Below are 21089 nucleotides of genomic sequence, written 5' to 3'. Positions count from 1 at the left end.
TCGTAATGGAGTAGCTGGCTGTTACGATGGATAGGGCGGAGTCTTTTCTCTATTGTTTTACTTAAAATTGAATGCTTATGAAAAAGATTTTAAATGTCTCGGAAATGAAGCAGGTGCGTGGAGGGGCGGTTCCTTCAAGTTATTGTGGTGAAGGTGAACTTTTATACACTTGCACCAGTGACTATGGAAATGGACAGACAAGTACAGGGGTGGTCTGTGCAAAGGATAAAAATGCTGCTGGTGTTGCTGTAATGATTGCTCATACAGCAGTTGGAAGCATGGATGTTGTATGTAGCTAATTTTCTTAATAGAAATGTAAAGTGGAAATGGCTATTACTTCTACTTAGGTAGGAATAGTAGCTGTTTCTATATAAATAATCGCTATAATGAAACAATTGTTTTACGTGTTTATTGTATTCTTTTTGTTAGAGGCTTGCTCCGAAAAAAAAGAATCTCTTTATCCGGTTATCAATCCAATGGAACATTTGATTGATAGTCGGGAGGGTGAAAAACTATATTTTGGCGATGTGAAGATTGTTCAATTGGACAACCAACAAATTGTACTGTTTGGTGAACCTATTTTACTTGATAGCATGATAATGATTAATTCGTTTAAAGATGGAGTTTTTCTCTATGATATGGCAGGACAGTTTCTACGGAAGATAGGTAGTATCGGTCAGGGACCGCAGGAATATAGTAATGCCCGTTTTTTGGCATGGGATATGGAACGTAATCTAATTTATGTTTTCAGTAAACCGAATATTTTGCTAACCTATTCATTGGAAGGGGAATGCTTAAAGCGGATCAGGTTAGATTTACCTGGTGAATTAGTGGTTAAAACTTATGTTTATCATCACAATTTCTTTTATTTAATGAATTTTGTGGGATTGGCGGAACAAGGGAGAGAGGATGAAATACTGTGGTTGAAAGTGGATACATTGGGACAAATCGTGGAACGAAAAGCATTGTCGTTATCAGAACTGAAAATACCTGAAAATGGTACTATGTTTACTGGAGACTATTGCTCAGTTTCTGCTAAGGGCATTGTATATGGTAATCATTTTTGCGACACTATTTATTCCATAAATGAAACAAAAAATGTTCCGGTTGCGGTATGGGCTAAAGGTGATTTTCGTTTAACCAGTGCAGATGCGGAACTTAAATTTGGGCATTATGGTAAGGTGATTTTTCAATCTATAGATGAAACAACAGATAAGTTTTTTGTTCGTTGGTATACTTTCTATCATGATAAGCCGTTGGAACACTTCTTGACGGTTTGTGATAAAGGAGGAGGTGAAAATCGCACATTCAGAGAAACTTATCCAGTAATGAATGCAAATTTTTGTTCTTCAAGAAATGGTGAACACTTCTTGATTTATGTTTGTGAACCTTTGGCATTAAGCACTTTCTTGAGTAAAAGTGATAATGAAGAACTAAGAAATGAGGGGGATAAAATAGATGAAGAGGGGAATTTTGTATTAGTAATAGTTCCCTTGAAAGAGACTATATAATATTTATGATAAAAAGATTGGAGATTTCAGTGGAGTGGAGAATGGGTTTTATGAAGAAGATAGTTTATATTATATACCTTTTTTTGTGCTCATGCTATAGCCAACCAGATACTTATCTGAAAGTTTGGAATTATGATGATTTCATAAAGCGAAATGTGAAGATGTCTGATATAGCCGATGAAATAACAATTATTCAGCCGGATTCTATTGATTATAAGGGTGCCAGAATTGTACATGCTTCATCTTTTTTCCTGGCTGGAACGGAACAAGGAATATTGAGGTATGATAAAGAAGGACATTTTATGAATAGGATAGGGGCTATAGGGCAAGGGCCGGGTGAATATAGTAGATTTTATCAAATGGCAATAAATGAAACTGAGCGGATTATTTATGTTTACCGTATGAATACCTCTGAACTTTTGTCTTTTTCTTATGAAGGGACTTTTCTTAATAAACATTCTCTTCAACTTCCTAAAGAATGGGCGTGGAAGTTCTATTATTTGAAAGATAGACTCTGTTTTTATTATAATGTGGACGTTGACAACGAATCACTGCCCTATATGTATGCATTGACAGACACAATCGGGAATTTATTATATTCTAAGTTGGATAACAGTTTGCATTTTGCTCCGGGCAACTATCCTGCTTTTTCGTCTAATCATGTGGGATTATTCGGTAATACTATGTTAGTTTGGAATCAATATAGTGATACCATCTATCGGGTCTCGGAAAAAGGAGAAGAAACTTTTGCGGTATGGGGTAAGTGGGATAAACGATTGACTCCTGCTAAGGTGGAAAAGGATGAACACTATCAATGTATGATAATATATACTATTTTTGAAACTGTTAATTATTATATATGTATATGGCGCCCCTATGATATAATGAAAGGTCGATGGAATTATTGTTTTTATGATAAAGCATCCGGGAAGTTGTTTAACTCGGAAGGAATCACCGATGACTTATGGGGGCTTCCTTCTGTTTTTCCTTATAATTATTATGTGATGGATGGTCGTGAATATTTGGAATGTGGCTATCCTACTTATAAACTGTTGGATGCTTGGCTGATTTCTGATGATCCTAAGATACGAAAGCAAGCTGAGAGTATAGATGAAGAAGGTAATAACGTGTTGATAAGGATTCGGCTGAAGAAAAAATAATATTGATTTCTAATGTGACTGCCGATGCTATTGCGAAGTCGAAGCAACGTATGAAGGGCAAATTATTGTTGTCTGTTGGCGATACTTTTGATGACTTTATACGGAAATTGTAAAAAAAGGAAGAAAGAATTGTCCGGTTGAGACTCTTATTTTTTGCTTTAATTCTTGGGGTAATATATTGATTTTTAGTATTATAGCCTGTTTGTCCTTTGTCCGGTATCTTTTCTTGTTTAAGTGTAGTTTCCTGCCTAACTTTGCTACATTCCAAGTCGGGATGTTAGCTGCATTTCAACTTTGATGCTGATACCGTAAGGCTTTAATCATAATGGAGTAGCTGGCTGTTATGATGGATAGGGCGGAGTCTTTTCTCTATTGTTTTACTTAAAATTGAATGCTTATGAAAAAGATTTTAAATGTCTCGGAAATGAAGCAGGTGCGTGGAGGGGCACAAATCTCCAGCATGTGTGGTGAAGGTGAAAAGTTGTATACTTGTACAACTACTTATAATAGTGGTTTTAAAAGTACTGGAGCAGTTTGTGCTGCTACTATTTTTATGGCTAGAAGGGCTATTATCATGGCTAAAACTGATCAAATGCAAGCAGATCCAGGCATTGATGATATACAATGTTCTTGATGTGAGTAATGATAATATGCTGTTGCATTATCATTAGCTAGTGCTATTTTACAAGGTTTCTTCGCTCGTATATGTGCGAAGAAACTTCTTGTTTATAACTAAGTGATATGAAAGCAATGAAAATATCTGTAAAATATAGTAGAATAGGGATACCTTTTCTTTTTCTTGTACTCTTTGTTTTTTCTTGTTCTTCAATAGATAAGAAAGGTGGATTGGTTATTCTCTCTCCTCATAGCGTATCTTCTACCATAGATTTGATGGATATAATAGATACGGTGATGTATGTACAGTTTGACGATAGCGTCCTGCTCTCCGGAATTGGTAATTTGGTTTTAACAGATAGCTTTATTATAGGTACTACTAATAAATATGGTATTTTGAAGTTCGATATAGAAGGACATTTCCTAAATATCATAGGGGGTGTAGGCCAAGGTCCGGAGGAATACCCAAGTGGTGCTTACAATATGGCTGTAGATGCTCAAAATGGAGTTGTTTACGCTTTTATTAGCCCAGATATTTTGTTGAGTTATTCTTTGACTGGTGAATTTTTGCAGCGTGTACATGTACAAATGCCGGAAGGTGTGAGTGGAGTGCAATATCCGGAGATTTTTCAGGTTCAGAATGGCTTGTTATATTTTTATTATATGAATGCGGGAGCTATTGGTGAAAAGCCATTGTATTGGATGGCTATGAATAAGGATGGTACTCTTGTGAGGTGTCGTCGGGGACAAAAAGCCAGGACCTTTTTTTATTCGGGAGTTTTGCTGATTAATAATTATATATCTGTAAATGATAGTACAATGATTTATTGGGATAATTTTAATGATACGATTTTTCATGTAACCCCTTCTTGTGAAAGAGTTGCTTATTTTTTTGATAAAGGGGACTTTCGCTTACAGGAAACAGATGATCTCTCTTCACTTCCAGAAAAGCGTATTCGATGTTCGCAAATAATTGATACCAAAAAAAATCTGTTGCTAGTTTGGAATTCTAAAAATAAAGGAGAAGGATTATCTTATAATTTGTATTGCAAAGATACAGGCATTACATATAAACTTAGGGATGACATGATATATGATGAGCGTGGAAATTTGTCAGCACGCTATCTGCGGATGTCTTATGCCAAGCTGAGAGGACGTGAATATCTTGTAATACAAACAAAAGCATATAGGGTAGAGAATATTTCCGGTGCTCTTCATCGGAAATTGGATGCGGATGATTTGGAAGGTAATCCGGTGTTAGTCTTGATTCGGCTTAAAGAATGAATTTACTGCTCACTTAAAATTGAATGCTTATGAAGAAGATAGCCTATATGCATCCTTTCTCAGAAAAAACAAGGTCTCACCAATGATTTATGGGATCTTCCTTTTTCCCCTATAATTATTTTGTAGGGTGCTCAGTTCCGTGTTCTAAAATCAGCTCACATTTTTGAATGTAAAACCGCTTGCATGGAGAATCATTCTCTACCAGCGACACATAATTCTTATACTTTGCCTGCGTAAGCAGCAAAGCATACCATCTCATTATCATTTTGACACTTTGTATTTCCAATTGCCTGAGAATGCATTATTTTCGGGCAACTGACCATGAAGGCGAAAAGAAAGAAACGAAATTCAGCAAGCTGCAGATAATTAATGATATATCGAAATGTTTACACTTCTTTTAGAGTAAAATACCCCCAAAAAAACACAGATATAAGAGAATTTGCCGACGCAAATAAGTGCATTATTCATAAGTAGTAACTCTTTTGGCCGTAAGTAGTAATGATATTACCTATAAGTAGTAACCTTATGCCCCGTAAGTAGTAACCCTTTTTTGCATAAGAAGCCCGAAAAGATGCAAGAATATGCAGAAATAACGAATTTGCATTCCTTATTTATTCACTAAATATCCTATAATGCAAGATTGGCAAATGGGAATAATCACATAAAACAAAGGAATAGCATTAATTTGATTAAGATGTCAATGAATAAAAATCAATTTGTCATTTAGTAAAATAGGTAGAGTGTCCGGTTTGATATTCCGGTTTTTGCTTCAAAGCATCCGGGAAATTGTTTAACTCGGAAGGAATCACCGATGACTTATGGGGGCTTCTTTCTGTTTTTCCTTATAATTATTATGTGATGGATGGTCGTGAATATTTGGAATGTGGCTTATAAACTGTTGGATGCTTGGCTGACTTCTGATGATCCTAAGATACGAAAGCAAGCTGAGAGTATAGATGAAGAAGGGAATGACGTGTTGATAAGGATTCGGTTGAAGAAATAATAATATTGATTTTTAATGTGACTGTTGATGCTATTGCGAAGTCGAAGCAATGTATGAAGGGCAAATTATTGTTGTCTGTTGGCGATACTTTTGATGACTTTATACGGAAATTGTAAAAAAGGGAAGAAAGAATTGTCCGGTTGAGACTCTTATTTTTGCTTTAATTCTTGGAGTAATGTATTGATTTTAAGTATTGTAACCTATTTGTTTTTTGTCCGGTATCTTTTCTTGTTTAAGTGTAGTTTCCTGCCTAACTTTGCTACATTCCAAGTCGGGATGTTAGCTGCATTTCAACTTTGATGCTGATACCGTATAGTATTAATCGTAATGGAGTAGCTGGCTGTTATGATGGATAGGGCGAAGTCTTTTCTCTATTGTTTTACTTAAAATTGAATGCTTATGAAAAAGATTTTGAATGTCTCGGAAATGAAGCAGGTGCGTGGAGGGGCAGTTCCTTCAAGTTATTGTCGTGAAGGTGAAAAACTGTAACTTGTTCTACTTCTTGGATGAGTGGAACGGTAACTCAGGGTTCAGCATGTGCAACAAGTGCAAGTGCCGCCCAAACTGCGGTTTCTAAAGTTCACATGAATCAAGATGTTATTAGAGATGAAGTGGCTGTTGTTTGTTACTAATTAAAATTGATATTTGAGAGAATAGAATATCTATTCTCTCAAATATTTGTATTTTTTCCTATGAAAGATATATTTGTATTTCTTGTTCTGTTTGCTTTGTGTTCTTGTCATAACTATACGAAGTCTAAAACTGTGGTTTGGAATTATGATGATTTCATTAGTGCGAATGTGCGAATGTCTGATATCGCCGATGAAATGACGATCATTCAGCCGGATTCTATTGACTATAAGGGAGCCGAAATAGTACATGCTTCATCCTTTTTCTTGGCTGGAACGGAACAAGGAATATTGAGGTATGATAAAGAAGGGCATTTTATGAACAGGATAGGGGCTATAGGGCAAGGACCGGGTGAATACAGAAGATTTTATAATATGGCGATAAATGAAACAGACAGGATTATTTATGTTTACTGTATGGACACCTCTGCGTTATTGTCTTTTTCTTATGAAGGAACCTTTCTTAATAAACATTCTCTTCAACTTCCTAAAGAATGGGCATGGAAGTTTTACTATCTGGAAGATAAATTCTATTTTTATTATCTTGTAAACGCTGATAGCGAATCAGCACCTTATATGTATGCAATAACAGATACAATAGGGAATTTATTATATTCCAAACAGGATGAAGGTTTACATTTTGCTCCAGGGAACTATCCAAGTTTTCCGTCTCATCATATGGGATTGTTTGGTGATACCATGTTGGTATGGAATCAATATAGTGATACTATTTACCGTATCTCAGAAAAAGGAGAAGAAGCTTTTGCTGTATGGGGTAAATGGAGTAAGCGGTTGACTCCTGCTAAGGTAGAAAAGGAAGAATACTATCAGTCTATGATGATATATACTATCATAGAAACAACTAATTATTATTTGTGTATATGGCGTCCCTATGACATAATGAAGGGGCGATGGAATTATTGTTTTTATGATAAAGCATCTGGGAAGTTGTTTAATTCGGAAGGAATTACTGATGATTTATGGGGGCTTCCTTTCTTTTTTCCCTATAATTATTTTGTAATAGATGGGCGTGAATATTTAGAAGCTCATTATCAACCTTATGAATTATTGGATGCTTGGCTGACTTCTGATGATCCTAAGATACGAAAGCAAGCTGAGAGTATAGATGAAGAAGGTAATAACGTATTGATAAGGATTCGGTTGAAGAAATAATAATATTGATTTCTAATGTGACTGTTGATGCTGTTGCGAAGTCGAAGCAACAGATGAAGGGTAAGTTTTTGCTGCCTGGCGGTGATACTTTTGATGATTTTATACGGAATTTGTAAAAAAAGGAAGGAGAAATTGTCCGGTTGATGCCCTTCTTTTTGCCTTTGTATTGTATGTAATCTTTTGATTTGTAGCGTTATATCTGATGTCTTTTTTGTCCGGTATGTTTTCTTGTTTAACTGATATATCCTGCCTAACTTTGTTGCATTCCAAGTTGAATGTTGGATGCATTTCAACTTTGATGCTATGAATAAATGATATATTATGAAGATAGTTTTCATATTGTTAGAAGTTTTTCTGTTCTTTAGCTGTAATCATCGGCAGAGTACGGAACTTTTGAAAATAAAGCCGATAGATGAATTGCTAACTGAGATACCTGTATCAGAGTTTGCGGATAGTGTTTCTTTGATACAACTTGATAATAGATTTCTATTGGCAAGTTATGGGAATCCCTGTTTTACTGATAGTTTTTTTCTGGTTACAGTAGCAGATGGTGTCTTGAAGTATTCATATACAGGAGAGTTGCTTATGAAGGTAGGAGGAATAGGGCAGGGGCCAATGGAATATAATAGAAATAATCTGATGACTATTGACATTCGTAATAAGCGAATTCGTGTATATAGTATACCGGAAAAAGTGATGATTGAATATTCTTATGATGGGGCTTTTTTGAATCGTGTTCATTTTGATCTGCCGGATGACACCTTTGGCTATCCAACTACGATGCGTGTTCTTGCCAATAAGTGTTATTTCTTCTATACATCAATGTCCGGTTTATCCGATCCTTATTATTGGGTGATTACAGATACTTGTGGACAAAGTTTGGAGATAAAACAGAAACATGGACAACCCGTTTTAAAGAGAGGATATGCTTGTGGAACTTACTGTACATCTTCTTCTGATAATTCTTTGCTATATTATAATTTATTCAATGATACTATTTTTCGTTTTACAGAACAGGGGGTTATGCCTGCCTTTTTATGGGAGCAAGGGAAGCATCGTATATCTGTATCAACTGAAGATATAAGTAATGATATGATGGTTTTTACGATGTTTGCTGAGACGAAAAGATTCTTATTTTTTAAGTGGATTGATGCTGGTTTTAAGTCTTTCTCTTCTTTTGGTTTCTACGATAAAAAAATGCAAATATCTATGGGAACAAAGAAACTTAGGGATGATTTAAATACTCAAATCAGTATTCCTCTAAACTGGGTATTTTCATACTCTCAAAAAGATAATAAAGATTATATGATAGGAAAGATTGAACCATATGAATTACCGGAAGAAATTCTGCAAAGAGAGAATCTTGATCCGGAAGGTAATTTAGTCATGATAATGATTCGATTGAAAGATGAATGAAAATCAATGAATCATTGAATACATGAAAACTCTTTTATTTACGTTTGGTGTGAGAAAGAAATATTTACCAACGGAAATTGTAGAGAATAAGGAGAATGTTTTGTCCGGTTGATGCTCTTCTTTTTACTTAAATTTTTGGGTTAATATATTGATTTTTAGTATTATAATCTATTCGTTTTTTGTCCGGTATCTTTTCTTGTTTAAGTGTAGTATCCTGCCTAACTTTGCTACATTCCAAGTCGGGATGTTAGCTGCATTTCAACTTTGATGCTGATACCGTAAGGCTTTGATCATAATGGAGTAGCTGGCTGTTATGATGGATAGGGCGAAGTCTTTTCTCTATTGTTTTACTTAAAATTGAATACTTATGAAAAAGATTTTGAATGTCTCGGAAATGAAGCAGGTGCGTGGAGGGGCACAAGTTTCCAGCATGTGTGGTGAAGGTGAAAAACTGTACACTTGTAGAACGACTGTTGGCAATTCTACAAGCTCTGGGGCTATATGTGGTTCAAGTCAGAGTACAGCTGAACTTCACGTCAAGCTAAACTTATATGCACAAGATGCAAGTTTGGCTCTTGATGGCGGTGTAAGAGTTTCATGTAGTTAATGTAACTTAAATGAGAACTGAATGATAGTGGAATAAAACCAGCTTTCATTCAGTTCTTTAAAAATATTATTATGAGATTAATCTGCATCATATTGCTTTTATTACTATCTTCTTGTTTACATAAAAAAGCAGGAAACAGTTTGCCAGTTATTATACCTGATGAATTTTCGGCAAAATCTAAGAATATATTGGATTGTGTCGATACAGTGATGTATGTACAATTGGATAATTCTATTCTTATACCTAAGATTATAAAGTCTTTTTGGTTAGATAGTTGTATTATAGTGCATAGTTATGAAGGGATATTGAGATATGATGAGAAAGGCCGCTTTATGTATAAAATAGGTGATGTGGGAGAAGGACCGGAAGAATATCCCCGTAATTTATATTATGTAACTGTCGACAAAGTAGAACAGGTGGTATATGTTTATCTGATATTTCAGGAGGAATTACTAAGTTATTCTTTCTCTGGTAAGTTCTTGAATCGTGTACCAGTACAGATACCAGCCAATTTAAAGAAAATAGTATATCCGGAGCCAAATGCTTTTTTTGTGCAAGATGATTTATTGTTCTTTTATTATAATACAAATCAGGGGCTTGATAAAACAAAGCCATTATATTGGTTGTCTGTAGATAAAGATGGGCGCTTGGTACATTTCCGTAAAGGATATGATGATAAATTGAAAAATACAAATGGTGCCGGCTTCTTTTTGTTTCCGATGAATGCGTGTGATAATACAGTTGTATATTGGGATTTGTTGAATGATACAGTGTTTAGTGTGGGTGCACATAGGGCAACTCCTGTTTATCTATGGGGAAAAGGAAACTTTCGTTTGCTGGAAACAGACGGTATGTCTATTCCAATAGAAAGAAGGATCTGTACAATGTTCGCAGATACAAATTTATTTTCTTTATTTCTTTTGACTAATTATGGTTCGGGAGACTCAAAAGTCATGTTTTATGGCTTTTATGATAAACAAGAGAAACTTTTTTATAGATTAGGGGAAGAAGAACTTATTTTTGATAAAAAGACTGGTTTGTCTTTATGGGGGCGTGAACTACAATATGATGTCATAGATAGGCGTGAGTATTTGTTGACACAAGTGCAAACTGTTGATTTAATGAATATATCGGAATTACTTCCATGGGGAATTGATCCGGATGATTTGGAAGGTAATCCGGTATTAGTCTTGATTCGATTGAAAGATGAATAAAAATCTATAAATCATTGAATACATGAAAACACTATTATCAACCTATTTGCATGAGTTACATATTCCTTTTACCAGAAGCTATGCCGATAAGCTTTTTGCAGAGCATCCACATCGTTATAACTTATATGGTTTATCGGATATGCTATCTGTATATAAGATAGAAAATGCCGGAATACAGGTGGAGGATAAAGACTTAAGAGAATTAGCTTCTCCTTTTGTGGCGCATGTCAGTAATGATTTTGTGGTAGTAAAGCAAATGTCTGACCAGGCTGTCGATTATGTTTGGCGTGAGAAAGAGATATCTGTGTCTGTAGATGAATTTAAAAAGCTATGGTCGGGTATCGCACTTGTTGCTGAACCGGGAGAATCTTCAAGAGAACCGGAATATGAGAAGCACCGGGAGACTGCACTTGTTAATTCTGTTCAGAAAATAGGAATAATTATGATTTTGGTTGTTTTATTGGTCTTGGGGAGTTGGGAGCATCATTTATTCTCTTCTGTAACAGGTGGTTTCTTATTGTTTATTAATCTGGCAGGTGTTGGTGTGAGTTTTCTGTTGTTATTGAAACAAGGTAAAGTACAGAGTGAGTATACAGATAAGATTTGTTCACTGTTTAAACAAGGTGATTGTAACAGTGTGTTAGAATCTGATGCTGCAAAATTAGGAGGGACGTTTAGTTGGAGTGAAATAGGGCTTGGGTATTTTATTTCAAGTCTTATTTTGGTGGTATTTTACCCTCAATGGATGCCCTATTTAATGCTTGCCAACTTATTATCTTTGCCTTATACAGGTTGGAGTGTATGGTATCAATATAAGGTTGCTAAACAATGGTGCCCGTTGTGCTTGTCTGTGTTACTGCTTTTGTGGATGACGGCTATTGTGAATGTATTCGGGCAATGGAGATTACCAACTTTTGAGATGCAAGATATGCTGTCTGTGGCAATACTTTATTTACTTCCTTTCTTGTCTTTACATCTATTATCAGAACGTTGGTTCCGTTCGGAACAGTTGGAGAATGTGAAGTATGAATTGAATAATCTGAAAGCGTCAGATAGTGTTTTTCTTTCTCAATTGGAGTTACAACCTCATTATGACGTAAATCCAGCTACTTCTCAAATCGTTTGGGGATGCCCGCAAGCAAAGTTGCGTATTACGGTCTTGACTAATCCTCATTGTAATCCATGTGCGCAGATGCATAAGCGCATTGGTGCGTTGTTGAAGGAAATGGGAGATAAGGTTTGTGTTCAGTATATCTTTTCTTCCTTTAATAAGGAACTTGAAAAGAGTGCCCGATTTCTTCTTGCCGTTTATCAACAAGAAAATCAAGAGAGAGCTGAAGCAATTTATAATGATTGGTTCGCTGGAAAGAAATATCTGGGAGAGACTTATATACTAACGTTTGATTATGACTTGGAGTCTGTGGAAGTTAATCGCGAGCTGAGTAAACATAAAGAATGGCAATTTGAAAACAGATTGACAGCAACTCCTACTGTTTTAATAAATGGTTATCAATTACCGGATAGTTATAAAATTGAAGACATGAGACATTTTGGAGATTTAAATATCAATTGATATATAAATGTTATTGTGGAATATCGTAGGGCAGTAACGGTAATGGAAGGAACTGAAGCTTTGGCTTCTTGTCACTAATTAATATAATATCAGTGGTAGGATAAATCTTACCACTGATAAATCACTGACATTATGAAAGTATGTATATACAGCTTGTTTTTAAGTCTTCTCCTTTTATCTTGTTTTAAGAGTGAGAAAAGCCCGTATTTGATTCTTGATCCGAAAGAACATGTTTCTGAGTTCATCAGTATTTCTGAATTTGTAGATACAGTTATGTATATTCCTTTAGATACGTCCATGCTGATTAAGGGAATAGGAAGACATTTTTTGATTGATGATGACTGTATGTTTTTTGATACTAGTGAAGGAATTTTAAAATATAGTAGACAAGGAACTTTTCTACAGAAAATAGGTCGCGTCGGAGGTGCTCCCCAAGAGTATACCAATTATAGAGCTATAGCAATGGATAAAGAGAATGAAAGAATATATGTTTACAGTTTACCAAGAAAGCTCATAGTTTATAATTTTGATGGAGAGTTTCTGAATTCCTTTTCAGTAGAACTTCCCGATGATGGTCTATATCCTATACAAATGTACTATAGAAATGGATTGATATATTTTTTTTATCGAAATTGTTTGGGAGGTGAGACGCGTAAGTCTTTATTTTGGATAATTACGGATACTAAGGGACAGATGAAGACATATCGGCGTAGTAATGAAATTCAACTTGGAGCTGATTATGCAGCTTTGTATGGGTTGTTTGGTGTTAATGTAAAAAATGCAGATTCATTTGTATATTGGGATCTTTTTAATGATACTGTTTTTCATGTTAATGGCATGGAAGCAGAAACAGCTTATCTATGGGAAAAAGGAAAGTTCCGTTTGTTGGATACAGACAATTTTGAAGTTCCTGATGATGACCGGAGAATATGTACGGCTTTCGTTGATGCAGATCATTTTTTATTACTTCGCTGGAATACAATGAGGCATGTCGGTGCACAAGTTTTTTTATCTTATTATGATAAAAAGGAAAAGAAAGCTTATAAATTGGATGATTCACATGTAGTGCCGAAAAGTAAGTTGTCGCTTTTGAATCACTTTTTTGCTTATGAACGAATAGATAGGCGCGAATATCTTTTAATGGGGGCAAAGGTAAATGAGTTACCGGATGATATGAAAGATTCTTTGGGGAATCTATCGTTTGAGGATGAGGATAATCCTATTCTGGTATTAATAAGGCTGAATCAATGAAACACTCATTCCCATATTATCATCAGGCGGATGCAATGGATTGTGGTCCTACCTGTTTGCGGATGATTGCTAAATACTATGGTAAAAGCTATTCATTACAGACATTGCGTGCACGCTCATTTATATCCCGTGAAGGAGTATCATTATTGGGGATTAGTGATGCGGGAGAGGCTATCGGTTTTCGGACGTCAGGAGTTTATGTATCATTTGAGCAATTTATTACAGATGTACCGTTACCTTGCATCTTACATTGGAACCAAAATCATTTTGTCGTTTGCTATGGCATTAAAAAAAGAAAAGGGGAATATTGGTTTCAGATTGCTGATCCCGGAAAACAGATGGTGACTTATAATGAACAGGAATTTAAGAAGTGCTGGCTGTCGACAAGGACAGAGAGGGAAGATGTCGGTACAGCATTGGTATTGGAACCCGGACCGGACTTTTATCATCGTGAGGATGAACCGGAGATTAGAGAACGAGGATTGCTTTTTTTTCTGAGATATCTCACTCCTTATAAAAAACAATTGATACAGTTGATACTGGGGATGCTAACAGTCAGTTTGTTGCAATTGATTCTCCCTTTTCTGACGCAATCATTGGTGGACGTAGGTATCCGTGATAGTAATTTGAATTTTATCATTCTGGTACTGATAGCACAAATCATAATATCTGTATCGCAACTTTCGGTAGAGTTTATTCGTAGTTGGATACTATTACATGTTAACACACGTATTACTATCTCTTTAATATCTGATTTTCTGGCTAAGTTAATGAAATTGCCATTGCACTTCTTTGACTCAAAAATGGTAGGTGACATTATGCAACGTATCGGTGATCATGAGCGTATTAAAACGTTCCTGACAGGGTCATCCATTACCACACTCTTTTCCTTTGTCAATTTCTTTATTTTTGGCTTTGTTCTTGCTTATTATAATTTGACAGTGTTAGGTATCTTCTTATTGGGTAACACTTTGTATGTGTGTTGGATACTCGTTTTTATGAAGTATCGGCGGGAATTGGATATACGCCGTTTTGCACAAGCGGCAGGCGAACAAAGCAACCTGATACAAATTGTAACCGCTATGCAGGAAATCAAACTAAACAACTGTGAGACTCAGAAACGCTGGCAGTGGGAACGTATACAGGTGAAACTGTTCAAAATTAGTATAAAAGGTTTGGCACTGGGACAGATTCAGCAAGTGGGTTCCATATTCTTTAATCAAACTACCAATATTGTGATTTCCTTTATTGCGGCAAAAGCCGTAATAGATGGACAGATGACGTTGGGTATGATGATGTCTCTGACCTATATTATCGGTCAGTTGAGTTCTCCGGTATCTTCTTTTATTGGTTTTGCACAGCAATTTCAGGATGCCAAAATTAGTTTGGAGCGTCTGAACGAGATACATGGACGGAAAGACGAGGAACAGGATATTTCTTCAAAACTTACAGTGTTGCCGGAAAAAGGGGATATACGGATAGAGAATGTTTCATTCAGTTATGACGGTGCAAACAGGGATTATGTATTGGATGATGTTTCTTTACACATTCCTCAGCATAAAGTGACCGCAATTGTAGGGGCGAGCGGTAGTGGCAAAACTACTTTGATAAAATTGATGCTTGGTTTTTATACTCCCAATAAAGGAGCGATCAAGATACAGGATACTCCGTTAGAGAACATTAATCCACATTTATGGCGTGCCCGAACCGGATCTGTGATGCAGGATGGTTTTATATTCTCCGAGACAATTGCACAGAATATTGCGGTAGGTGAGGAGCAGATTGATATTGAACGTTTGAGACATGCGGTGACCATTGCCAATATCCGTGATTTTATAGATTCCTTACCGTTGGGATACAATACTAAAATCGGTATGGAAGGAAATGGCATCAGCCAAGGACAGAGACAGCGTATTTTGATAGCCCGTGCGGTGTATAAGAATCCGGATTACCTGTTTTTTGATGAAGCCACCAATGCACTGGATGCGAATAATGAACGCGAGATAATGGAGCATTTGCATGAATTTTATAAAGGGAAAACAGTTGTAGTAGTGGCTCACCGGCTGAGTACGGTGAGGGATGCAGATAATATTATAGTACTGGATAAAGGTAAAATAGCCGAAGAGGGAACCCACAAGGAACTGGCAGAACGGAAGGGGTTATATTACCGGTTGGTAAAGAATCAATTGGAGTTGGGTAATTAAAAATTGGTAATTTAAGACAGTGGAAGAGGAAAAGAAATATAAAGAGATAGAGCTGCGTAGCGAGGAAGTGCAGGAAGTGATGAATCACATTTCCCCTTGGGTGGTGAGATGGGGGATAACTGTGCTGTTCATTATTCTGTTGGCTTTGCTGGCAGGGTGCTGGATTTTTAAATATCCGGATGTCTTGCAGGCGGAAGTGACACTGACTACTGAGGAACCTCCCGCTTTTATATTGGCGCGTTCTATGGGTAAAATAGATACTTTATATGTACACAATGGCGATACGGTGAAGGCAGGCGAACATTTGGGAGTCATTCAGAATGCTTCTGTTACGGAAGATGTACTATGGCTGACGGACCGTATGAAAGACTGGGAAATAGCAGGTTATGAACCGGTGAAAGGGGCCGAGTATTTTATAGGTAAGCGTTTGCAATTAGGAGAATTGCAGTCTGAATATGCTTCATTTATGATTGCTCTTTCAGATTACGTTCGCTTTATCGAGCAAGATTATTATGCAAAGAAGATGGATGCAGGAAAGATACAACTGGCCGGGCAGCGTTCTTATCTTAACTTGGTGGAGCGTGAACATACACTGACCGAAAAAGAAATGGAACTGGCGCAGAGTATGTACGACCGGGATTCCATTTTGTATGCGAGGAATGCAATGATTGTGGCAGAATTTGAAGAGTCGGGCAGCCGTTATTTGCAGAGTTTACGTACCAGAGAAACTTCCGGCATGAGTTTGTTGCAGGCTGAAATGCAATTAAAACAACAGGAGGAAAACTTGCTGGACTTGGGTAAACAGGCTTATGATGAGGAACAGAACCGCAGGCTTGAATTGAAAAATGCAATTGAGCAGCTTCAGGCACAGCTGAGTTCGTGGGCACAGAATTATCTGTTTAGTAGTCCTATCTGCGGTAAGATAACTTTTATGACAGTTTGGAGCCGCAATCAGAATGTACAGTCGGGTGAGACTGTTTTTGTGGTTCAGTCTTCCGAAGATTCGAATGTGGTTGGTAAAGCCAAACTCCCTTTACAAGGTTCGGGAAAGGTGCAGGTGGGACAGAAAGTGCATATCCGTATGGATAATTACCCCGATCAGGAATTTGGTTATGTGAGAGGGAAGGTGGAAAGTATCTCTCCGGCTCCGACGGAAGATGGACTTTATGTTGTGGAAATAGTATTGCCGGAAGGTTTGCATACGAATTATGGTAAAACCCTTCCGACTTTACGTGAATTGAAAGGTACGGCAGACATTATATTGGCAGACAGAAATGTATTGGAACGTTTATTAGCCCCGTTAAGGAAGATAGTAGAATACGAAGACTAATTCTTCAGCAGTATAATTCCGGCAATAATATGAGGAAAATCTTCCCCCATATTATATGCCAGGATTTCTTATCTATTTATAAGCTGTCTGATATCGAGTTGTACTTTTCAGCTTTTTCCCGGGAACATCGTGCAGTTTTGGGCGGCTTGGACGTATGTCATAGGCGTTCATCCACTTTTCAAGGACATCACGAAGTCTTTGTAGTTCCTGATTATATGCATTTTCCATAACCAGATTTCTCATTTCCCCTCTATCATTCTGCATATCAAACAGTTGTTCACGATGTCTTCCTTTATCATAAAGCACATATTTATAACGTTCACTGCGTACCACCCAGCCCCTTGTCTTGCTACCGTCAAACCGTGTTTCGGTGATGATATATTCTTGATGCAAGGCTTGTGGGTTACCTTCTTCCACAATTTTCCGGAAAGACTTTCCGGCTGCCCCCTCCGGCATTTTGGCACCTGCCCAGTCGCATACGGAAGCGAAGAAATCTATACCGTTACTGATAAGCTGAGGTAATACTTTGCCTGCATTCTTCTTGCCGGGTAGGGTTACGATAAGAGGAATGTTGATAACTTCTTCATATAAAGCGGATTTCTGGTTCCAATGGTGAGCCCCTATACCATCTCCGTGGTCACTGGAGAAGATCACTACTGTATTCTTCCAAAGATCATTCTTATCAATGGCATCAATAATTTTTCCGATCTCCTTATCTACTTTTTCTACCAGACGATAATAGGTATAACGGTACATACGCCAGTCTTCGGGAGTAAAACCAGCAGTTGGATATACATTATAATTGTTTGCTCTTTCGCTTTCAATGACATCGGCATCGTAAGGATTCTTGGCGAAATTGGCAGGTACTCCCGGGCAGTCCCGTATATCAGGCGTATCGATATTTCCATAAGGGAAGTTTTGGCTCCGCGCGTATTCGCAGATATTATGCGGATTGTCATAAGAAGCTACTAGAAAAAACGGCTTTTTATGTTTGCGTGAGAGGTATTCGGCGCAGGCTTCCGCCAGTCCGTCGTCACTATGTTTGTATATGTTGTCGAAGCCGTATTCTTTGTCGGGGACATCAAGAAGAGGGAGATGCCATTTACCGCCATAAGCACAATCATATCCGGCATTCTTTATTAAGGTGCCTAATGTCTGTGTCCTGAGAGAGTCGGGCATCGGTGAGCCATTGACTGACAGTCCTACTGCATCCGGATAATGCCCTGTAAACATGGCTCCACGTGAAGGACCACTAAGCGGAGCAGTGCAATAAGCATTATTGAACATTATGCCAGCCGCTGCCAATCGGTCGAGATTGGGAGTGTGCAGATCCGGATTTCCGGCACAACTCATGGCGCTGGCTGTCTGTTGATCCGTGAATATATAGATGATATTGGGACGTTCGGCAGCGGAGGCCGCAGAAGAGCATAGCAAAGAAAAAAATGCCAGATGCTTCATTGGAATTTGTTTTACCATATTATTAACTTTCATGATTTAATACTCGGTTTTATATTTCAGGTTCCGGTAAGGAATCAACCAGTCTTTTCTCTATTCTCTTTCCGTCTACCTGATCGACGATAGTCGTAGCACCCTTATTCGAATTATAATTGAAGTCCAGTGAAGCGCCATTCTGCTTGTTCTCTATGTGCAGGAACGCTTTACCTTCACTATCCAGATTACATTCAATGTCCCATCCTTCTACTGTAATGCGATTTCCCTGATGATTTATCACGGCATCGATACGGTTGTTTCCATGTACATCGATTATATTGAGAAAAAACACTTTATTGCAAGGAGTTGTCGTTGCCATGAAATGATAATGATTAGGAAGAGCCTTGCCAAGACGCTTTTTCCAGTCAAGGGCGGCTACAAAGAATGTATCCGTTTGTGCATAAGTCATCTCCTGTGAAGAATATAAATGAGCTATCGATATTCCATCCGCTTTATTCTTACCCAAGATGCGCAATCCTCCTTCTTCCTTAACCACCTTCATAGGTAGTTCCACCGTATGTAGCAGATAGTTCCATTCTACCGGTTCTTTGCCGGCCAGTTCATCGTAAACAACAAACAAACCCGAACGTCCGAGCTGAACGATATGCCTTCGGAAGAATTCCAGCTTATTTTCATCCCAACCTTTCTCCGGTGTAAATTGAGTGCCGGACAAACGTCCGCGTTCCAGCCACAACGGAGAAACTACTTTCCCATAGGCGTTGGAGGCATCGCCTACAACGTAAGAGATTTCTTCACCTTCATAGTAGCGGGGAATCCAACCATAGCCTTCTGTCCCTATCTTTTGACCCATACCGTTTACTAATATGGAATTATGGGCACGGGTATTCCGGTAGGCATACATACAATGATCATCTGTAAATCCGGTACGATGTCCGCTGCTATAAAAGATAGCTTTACCCCCAAAGAAGGTGTTGAAAGCGTTTTGATTGGCCAAGGCATGGGATGTGGAACCATAAGGACTGCTTCGGAAAGAAAGCATGGCATTGTTGGCATGATGCCCTATGTCGGTATTCATCAGGGCAGTACCTGTTTGTTTGAAGACTTTGGATTCCGGTAGTTCCGACAGATGTTTACTATAAGCAGGCCTTTCCTTCGGGGTTATGCAGCGATACCAGGTCAAATCTGCTGGTTTGGCTTCGAAAGCTTTCGACAGGATGTCAGGGTCTTCCTGCATAATTTCGTGTACATAAGCAGCTGCCCACGGATTGTTACATTCGCGTGCCAGGGCATCGGCATATCCTACGCGCCCTCCGTTCGGACTGCGTTGTCCTTCATGTGAATTGCCATGACCTCCGGACTTAGAGAAGGGAGGCTGCTGATAGATAACATATAAGGCATTGTTATTATACCACGGATCTGCAAAGAAGTTGAAGCCGGATATACGTGAGAAAAAGGCCGGTACCTCTATCAAGGTACGTATATTTACATGGAAATAAGCATCCCCATTGTGCCAGCCACCATCTTTATGCAGGCCCGGAAGGCGTGAAATCCATTCATTATAACAATAATCTGTCCATACGGACGCTTCCGGTATTTCACCGACCGTAGCGAATGCCGCCATCGTCAGGATACGGAAAGTCATCTGCCATACGTGGTTGTCTGCAATACGGTTCTCCAGATGGTTCACGTATTCATTATAGAACTTGTCTCCAATTCTGCGGATGTTATCCAACAGCAGTTGTTTCTCTTCCGGTGACAGTAAATTATAAAATCCGTCATACGCGGATGTACTCATAGATAATAGGGTGGACAGGTTAAAGTCACCTGCAAAGTATTTGCTTTTTTGCCAGGAAAGAATTTCACTCAGGCGGTTAATGCCTTCCTGGTAATACTTCTCGTCTTTTGTCAGCAAATAAGCACGAACCAATGCTTCCACGTTGGCCTCTTCTCTGTCTACAATCTTACGGCTCTCGCGGATGAGGGCCGATTCACGCTGCACAATGTTGGTCAACGTAACTACATTCGTGGTATCGATCTCTTCCTGAAGATGCTTCAACGGACGGGAAATGCATTGGGAAGCCTTGTCCATATAAGCCCGGGCTTCCGGATTATTTTTATTTTTCGCTATAATCTTTTCCCAGTCAGCTGCATCCAGCAACACACGCGGGTGATGGGAAGGATATTCTGCCAAGACTTTTTCCAAAGTCGGCGGATTGAATTCCGGTGTATCTTTATCTATATAGAATTGGTAAACCGGCGACCATTCTTCAGTACCTTCGGGGGTAACATAAGCATATTGCCAATACCATTTCCCTTGTGCCAGACACTGGAAAGGATTGAAGAAAGCCCAGGCACGTTCACCGGTAAGGACATCTTTCCGGAAATTCTTGTCTTGGGAGATACGAATCCGGTAAACTACTTTGGGCTTTTCATCTACTTGTCCCGGAACTCCATCCAGCACTGGACCTAAATGAGGGAATTTGTCCGGCCACATGAAACGCGGTGGATTCACCTTGACGTATGTGCCATCGGCAGGAGAGGGAGTTGCACGAACTTCATGCATCAATGTTTCTTCGGAAACCTTTATCACGGCAGGTTGCTCGGAACTGCCACATGCCATTAACAGGCAGAGGGCTGATAAGCCCAAGACTATCTTTTTCATCTCAG

General features: G+C 38.2%; 16 protein-coding genes. 14 read left to right on the top strand and 2 right to left on the bottom strand.

What is annotated here, in order from left to right:
* Window positions 1-77 precede the first annotated feature (77 nt).
* From BWI44_RS13815 to BWI44_RS13750, 14 genes are all read left to right on the top strand, one after another.
* Window positions 78-299 carry a hypothetical protein gene (locus BWI44_RS13815; protein WP_118476883.1) on the top strand — a complete coding sequence of 74 codons (222 nt, stop codon included), beginning with the start codon at window positions 78-80 and terminating at the stop codon, window positions 297-299.
* Between the two features lie 87 nt (window positions 300-386).
* The gene (locus tag BWI44_RS13810) at window positions 387-1511 is read left to right on the top strand and encodes a DUF4934 domain-containing protein (RefSeq protein ID WP_286814593.1); all 1125 of its coding nucleotides are present in this window, start codon (window positions 387-389) and stop codon (window positions 1509-1511) included.
* Between the two features lie 5 nt (window positions 1512-1516).
* A complete protein-coding gene (locus BWI44_RS13805; protein ID WP_286814591.1) occupies window positions 1517-2671 on the top strand; it encodes a DUF4934 domain-containing protein in 1155 nt (384 codons plus the stop codon).
* 397 nt (window positions 2672-3068) lie between these two features.
* Window positions 3069-3305 (top strand): hypothetical protein, encoded by a 237-nt coding sequence (locus BWI44_RS13800; RefSeq protein WP_117706906.1) that lies wholly within the window; start codon window positions 3069-3071, stop codon window positions 3303-3305.
* Window positions 3306-3412: 107 nt separating this feature from the next.
* Window positions 3413-4570: a DUF4934 domain-containing protein gene (locus tag BWI44_RS13795; protein ID WP_286814590.1), complete on the top strand. Its 1158-nt coding sequence runs from the start codon at window positions 3413-3415 to the stop codon at window positions 4568-4570.
* Between the two features lie 862 nt (window positions 4571-5432).
* Complete coding sequence (locus BWI44_RS13790) at window positions 5433-5573, top strand: hypothetical protein (RefSeq protein ID WP_231582551.1); 141 nt, start codon at window positions 5433-5435, stop codon at window positions 5571-5573.
* Window positions 5574-6265: 692 nt separating this feature from the next.
* On the top strand, window positions 6266-7375 hold the full coding sequence (locus BWI44_RS13785; RefSeq protein ID WP_007659800.1) for a DUF4934 domain-containing protein: 1110 nt from the start codon (window positions 6266-6268) through the stop codon (window positions 7373-7375).
* A 321-nt stretch (window positions 7376-7696) separates the two neighbouring features.
* Entirely contained in the window at window positions 7697-8791 is a 1095-nt protein-coding gene (locus BWI44_RS13780) for a DUF4934 domain-containing protein (protein WP_286814587.1), read from the top strand.
* A gap of 367 nt (window positions 8792-9158) precedes the next feature.
* Window positions 9159-9398: a hypothetical protein gene (locus BWI44_RS13775; RefSeq protein WP_195208457.1), complete on the top strand. Its 240-nt coding sequence runs from the start codon at window positions 9159-9161 to the stop codon at window positions 9396-9398.
* Window positions 9399-9490: 92 nt separating this feature from the next.
* Complete coding sequence (locus BWI44_RS13770) at window positions 9491-10612, top strand: DUF4934 domain-containing protein (protein ID WP_286814585.1); 1122 nt, start codon at window positions 9491-9493, stop codon at window positions 10610-10612.
* Window positions 10613-10634: 22 nt separating this feature from the next.
* Window positions 10635-12185: a vitamin K epoxide reductase family protein gene (locus BWI44_RS13765; RefSeq protein WP_286814583.1), complete on the top strand. Its 1551-nt coding sequence runs from the start codon at window positions 10635-10637 to the stop codon at window positions 12183-12185.
* A gap of 132 nt (window positions 12186-12317) precedes the next feature.
* Window positions 12318-13436: a DUF4934 domain-containing protein gene (locus tag BWI44_RS13760; protein ID WP_286814581.1), complete on the top strand. Its 1119-nt coding sequence runs from the start codon at window positions 12318-12320 to the stop codon at window positions 13434-13436.
* The gene (locus BWI44_RS13755) at window positions 13433-15640 is read left to right on the top strand and encodes a peptidase domain-containing ABC transporter (protein WP_195208454.1); all 2208 of its coding nucleotides are present in this window, start codon (window positions 13433-13435) and stop codon (window positions 15638-15640) included. The genes BWI44_RS13760 and BWI44_RS13755 overlap by 4 nt, the downstream gene beginning before the upstream one ends.
* A 19-nt stretch (window positions 15641-15659) precedes the next feature.
* A complete protein-coding gene (locus BWI44_RS13750; protein WP_286814579.1) occupies window positions 15660-16970 on the top strand; it encodes an HlyD family secretion protein in 1311 nt (436 codons plus the stop codon).
* Between the two features lie 72 nt (window positions 16971-17042).
* Here BWI44_RS13750 and BWI44_RS13745 read toward each other — a convergent pair whose 3' ends face one another.
* Both BWI44_RS13745 and BWI44_RS13740 read right to left on the bottom strand, forming a co-directional pair.
* The gene (locus tag BWI44_RS13745; RefSeq protein ID WP_278703971.1) at window positions 17043-18461 is read right to left on the bottom strand and encodes a sulfatase family protein; all 1419 of its coding nucleotides are present in this window, start codon (window positions 18459-18461) and stop codon (window positions 17043-17045) included.
* Between the two features lie 16 nt (window positions 18462-18477).
* Entirely contained in the window at window positions 18478-21084 is a 2607-nt protein-coding gene (locus tag BWI44_RS13740) for a DUF4962 domain-containing protein (protein ID WP_502688837.1), read from the bottom strand.
* Window positions 21085-21089 lie beyond the last annotated feature (5 nt).

The organism is Bacteroides sp. Phil13 (assembly GCF_001940965.1).
GTDB lineage: Bacteria > Bacteroidota > Bacteroidia > Bacteroidales > Bacteroidaceae > Bacteroides > Bacteroides intestinalis.
This window is presented reverse-complemented; position numbering and strand designations above follow the sequence as displayed.

Coding starts and splice junctions, on each gene's coding strand:
- BWI44_RS13815 (WP_118476883.1), top strand. CDS start 78: ATGAAAAAGATTTTAAATGTCTCGGAAATGAAGCAGGTGCGTGGAGGG.
- BWI44_RS13810 (WP_286814593.1), top strand. CDS start 387: ATGAAACAATTGTTTTACGTGTTTATTGTATTCTTTTTGTTAGAGGCT.
- BWI44_RS13805 (WP_286814591.1), top strand. CDS start 1,517: ATGATAAAAAGATTGGAGATTTCAGTGGAGTGGAGAATGGGTTTTATG.
- BWI44_RS13800 (WP_117706906.1), top strand. CDS start 3,069: ATGAAAAAGATTTTAAATGTCTCGGAAATGAAGCAGGTGCGTGGAGGG.
- BWI44_RS13795 (WP_286814590.1), top strand. CDS start 3,413: ATGAAAGCAATGAAAATATCTGTAAAATATAGTAGAATAGGGATACCT.
- BWI44_RS13790 (WP_231582551.1), top strand. CDS start 5,433: ATGGTCGTGAATATTTGGAATGTGGCTTATAAACTGTTGGATGCTTGG.
- BWI44_RS13785 (WP_007659800.1), top strand. CDS start 6,266: ATGAAAGATATATTTGTATTTCTTGTTCTGTTTGCTTTGTGTTCTTGT.
- BWI44_RS13780 (WP_286814587.1), top strand. CDS start 7,697: ATGAAGATAGTTTTCATATTGTTAGAAGTTTTTCTGTTCTTTAGCTGT.
- BWI44_RS13775 (WP_195208457.1), top strand. CDS start 9,159: ATGAAAAAGATTTTGAATGTCTCGGAAATGAAGCAGGTGCGTGGAGGG.
- BWI44_RS13765 (WP_286814583.1), top strand. CDS start 10,635: ATGAAAACACTATTATCAACCTATTTGCATGAGTTACATATTCCTTTT.
- BWI44_RS13760 (WP_286814581.1), top strand. CDS start 12,318: ATGAAAGTATGTATATACAGCTTGTTTTTAAGTCTTCTCCTTTTATCT.
- BWI44_RS13755 (WP_195208454.1), top strand. CDS start 13,433: ATGAAACACTCATTCCCATATTATCATCAGGCGGATGCAATGGATTGT.
- BWI44_RS13745 (WP_278703971.1), bottom strand. CDS start 18,461: ATGAAAGTTAATAATATGGTAAAACAAATTCCAATGAAGCATCTGGCA.
- BWI44_RS13740 (WP_502688837.1), bottom strand. CDS start 21,084: ATGAAAAAGATAGTCTTGGGCTTATCAGCCCTCTGCCTGTTAATGGCA.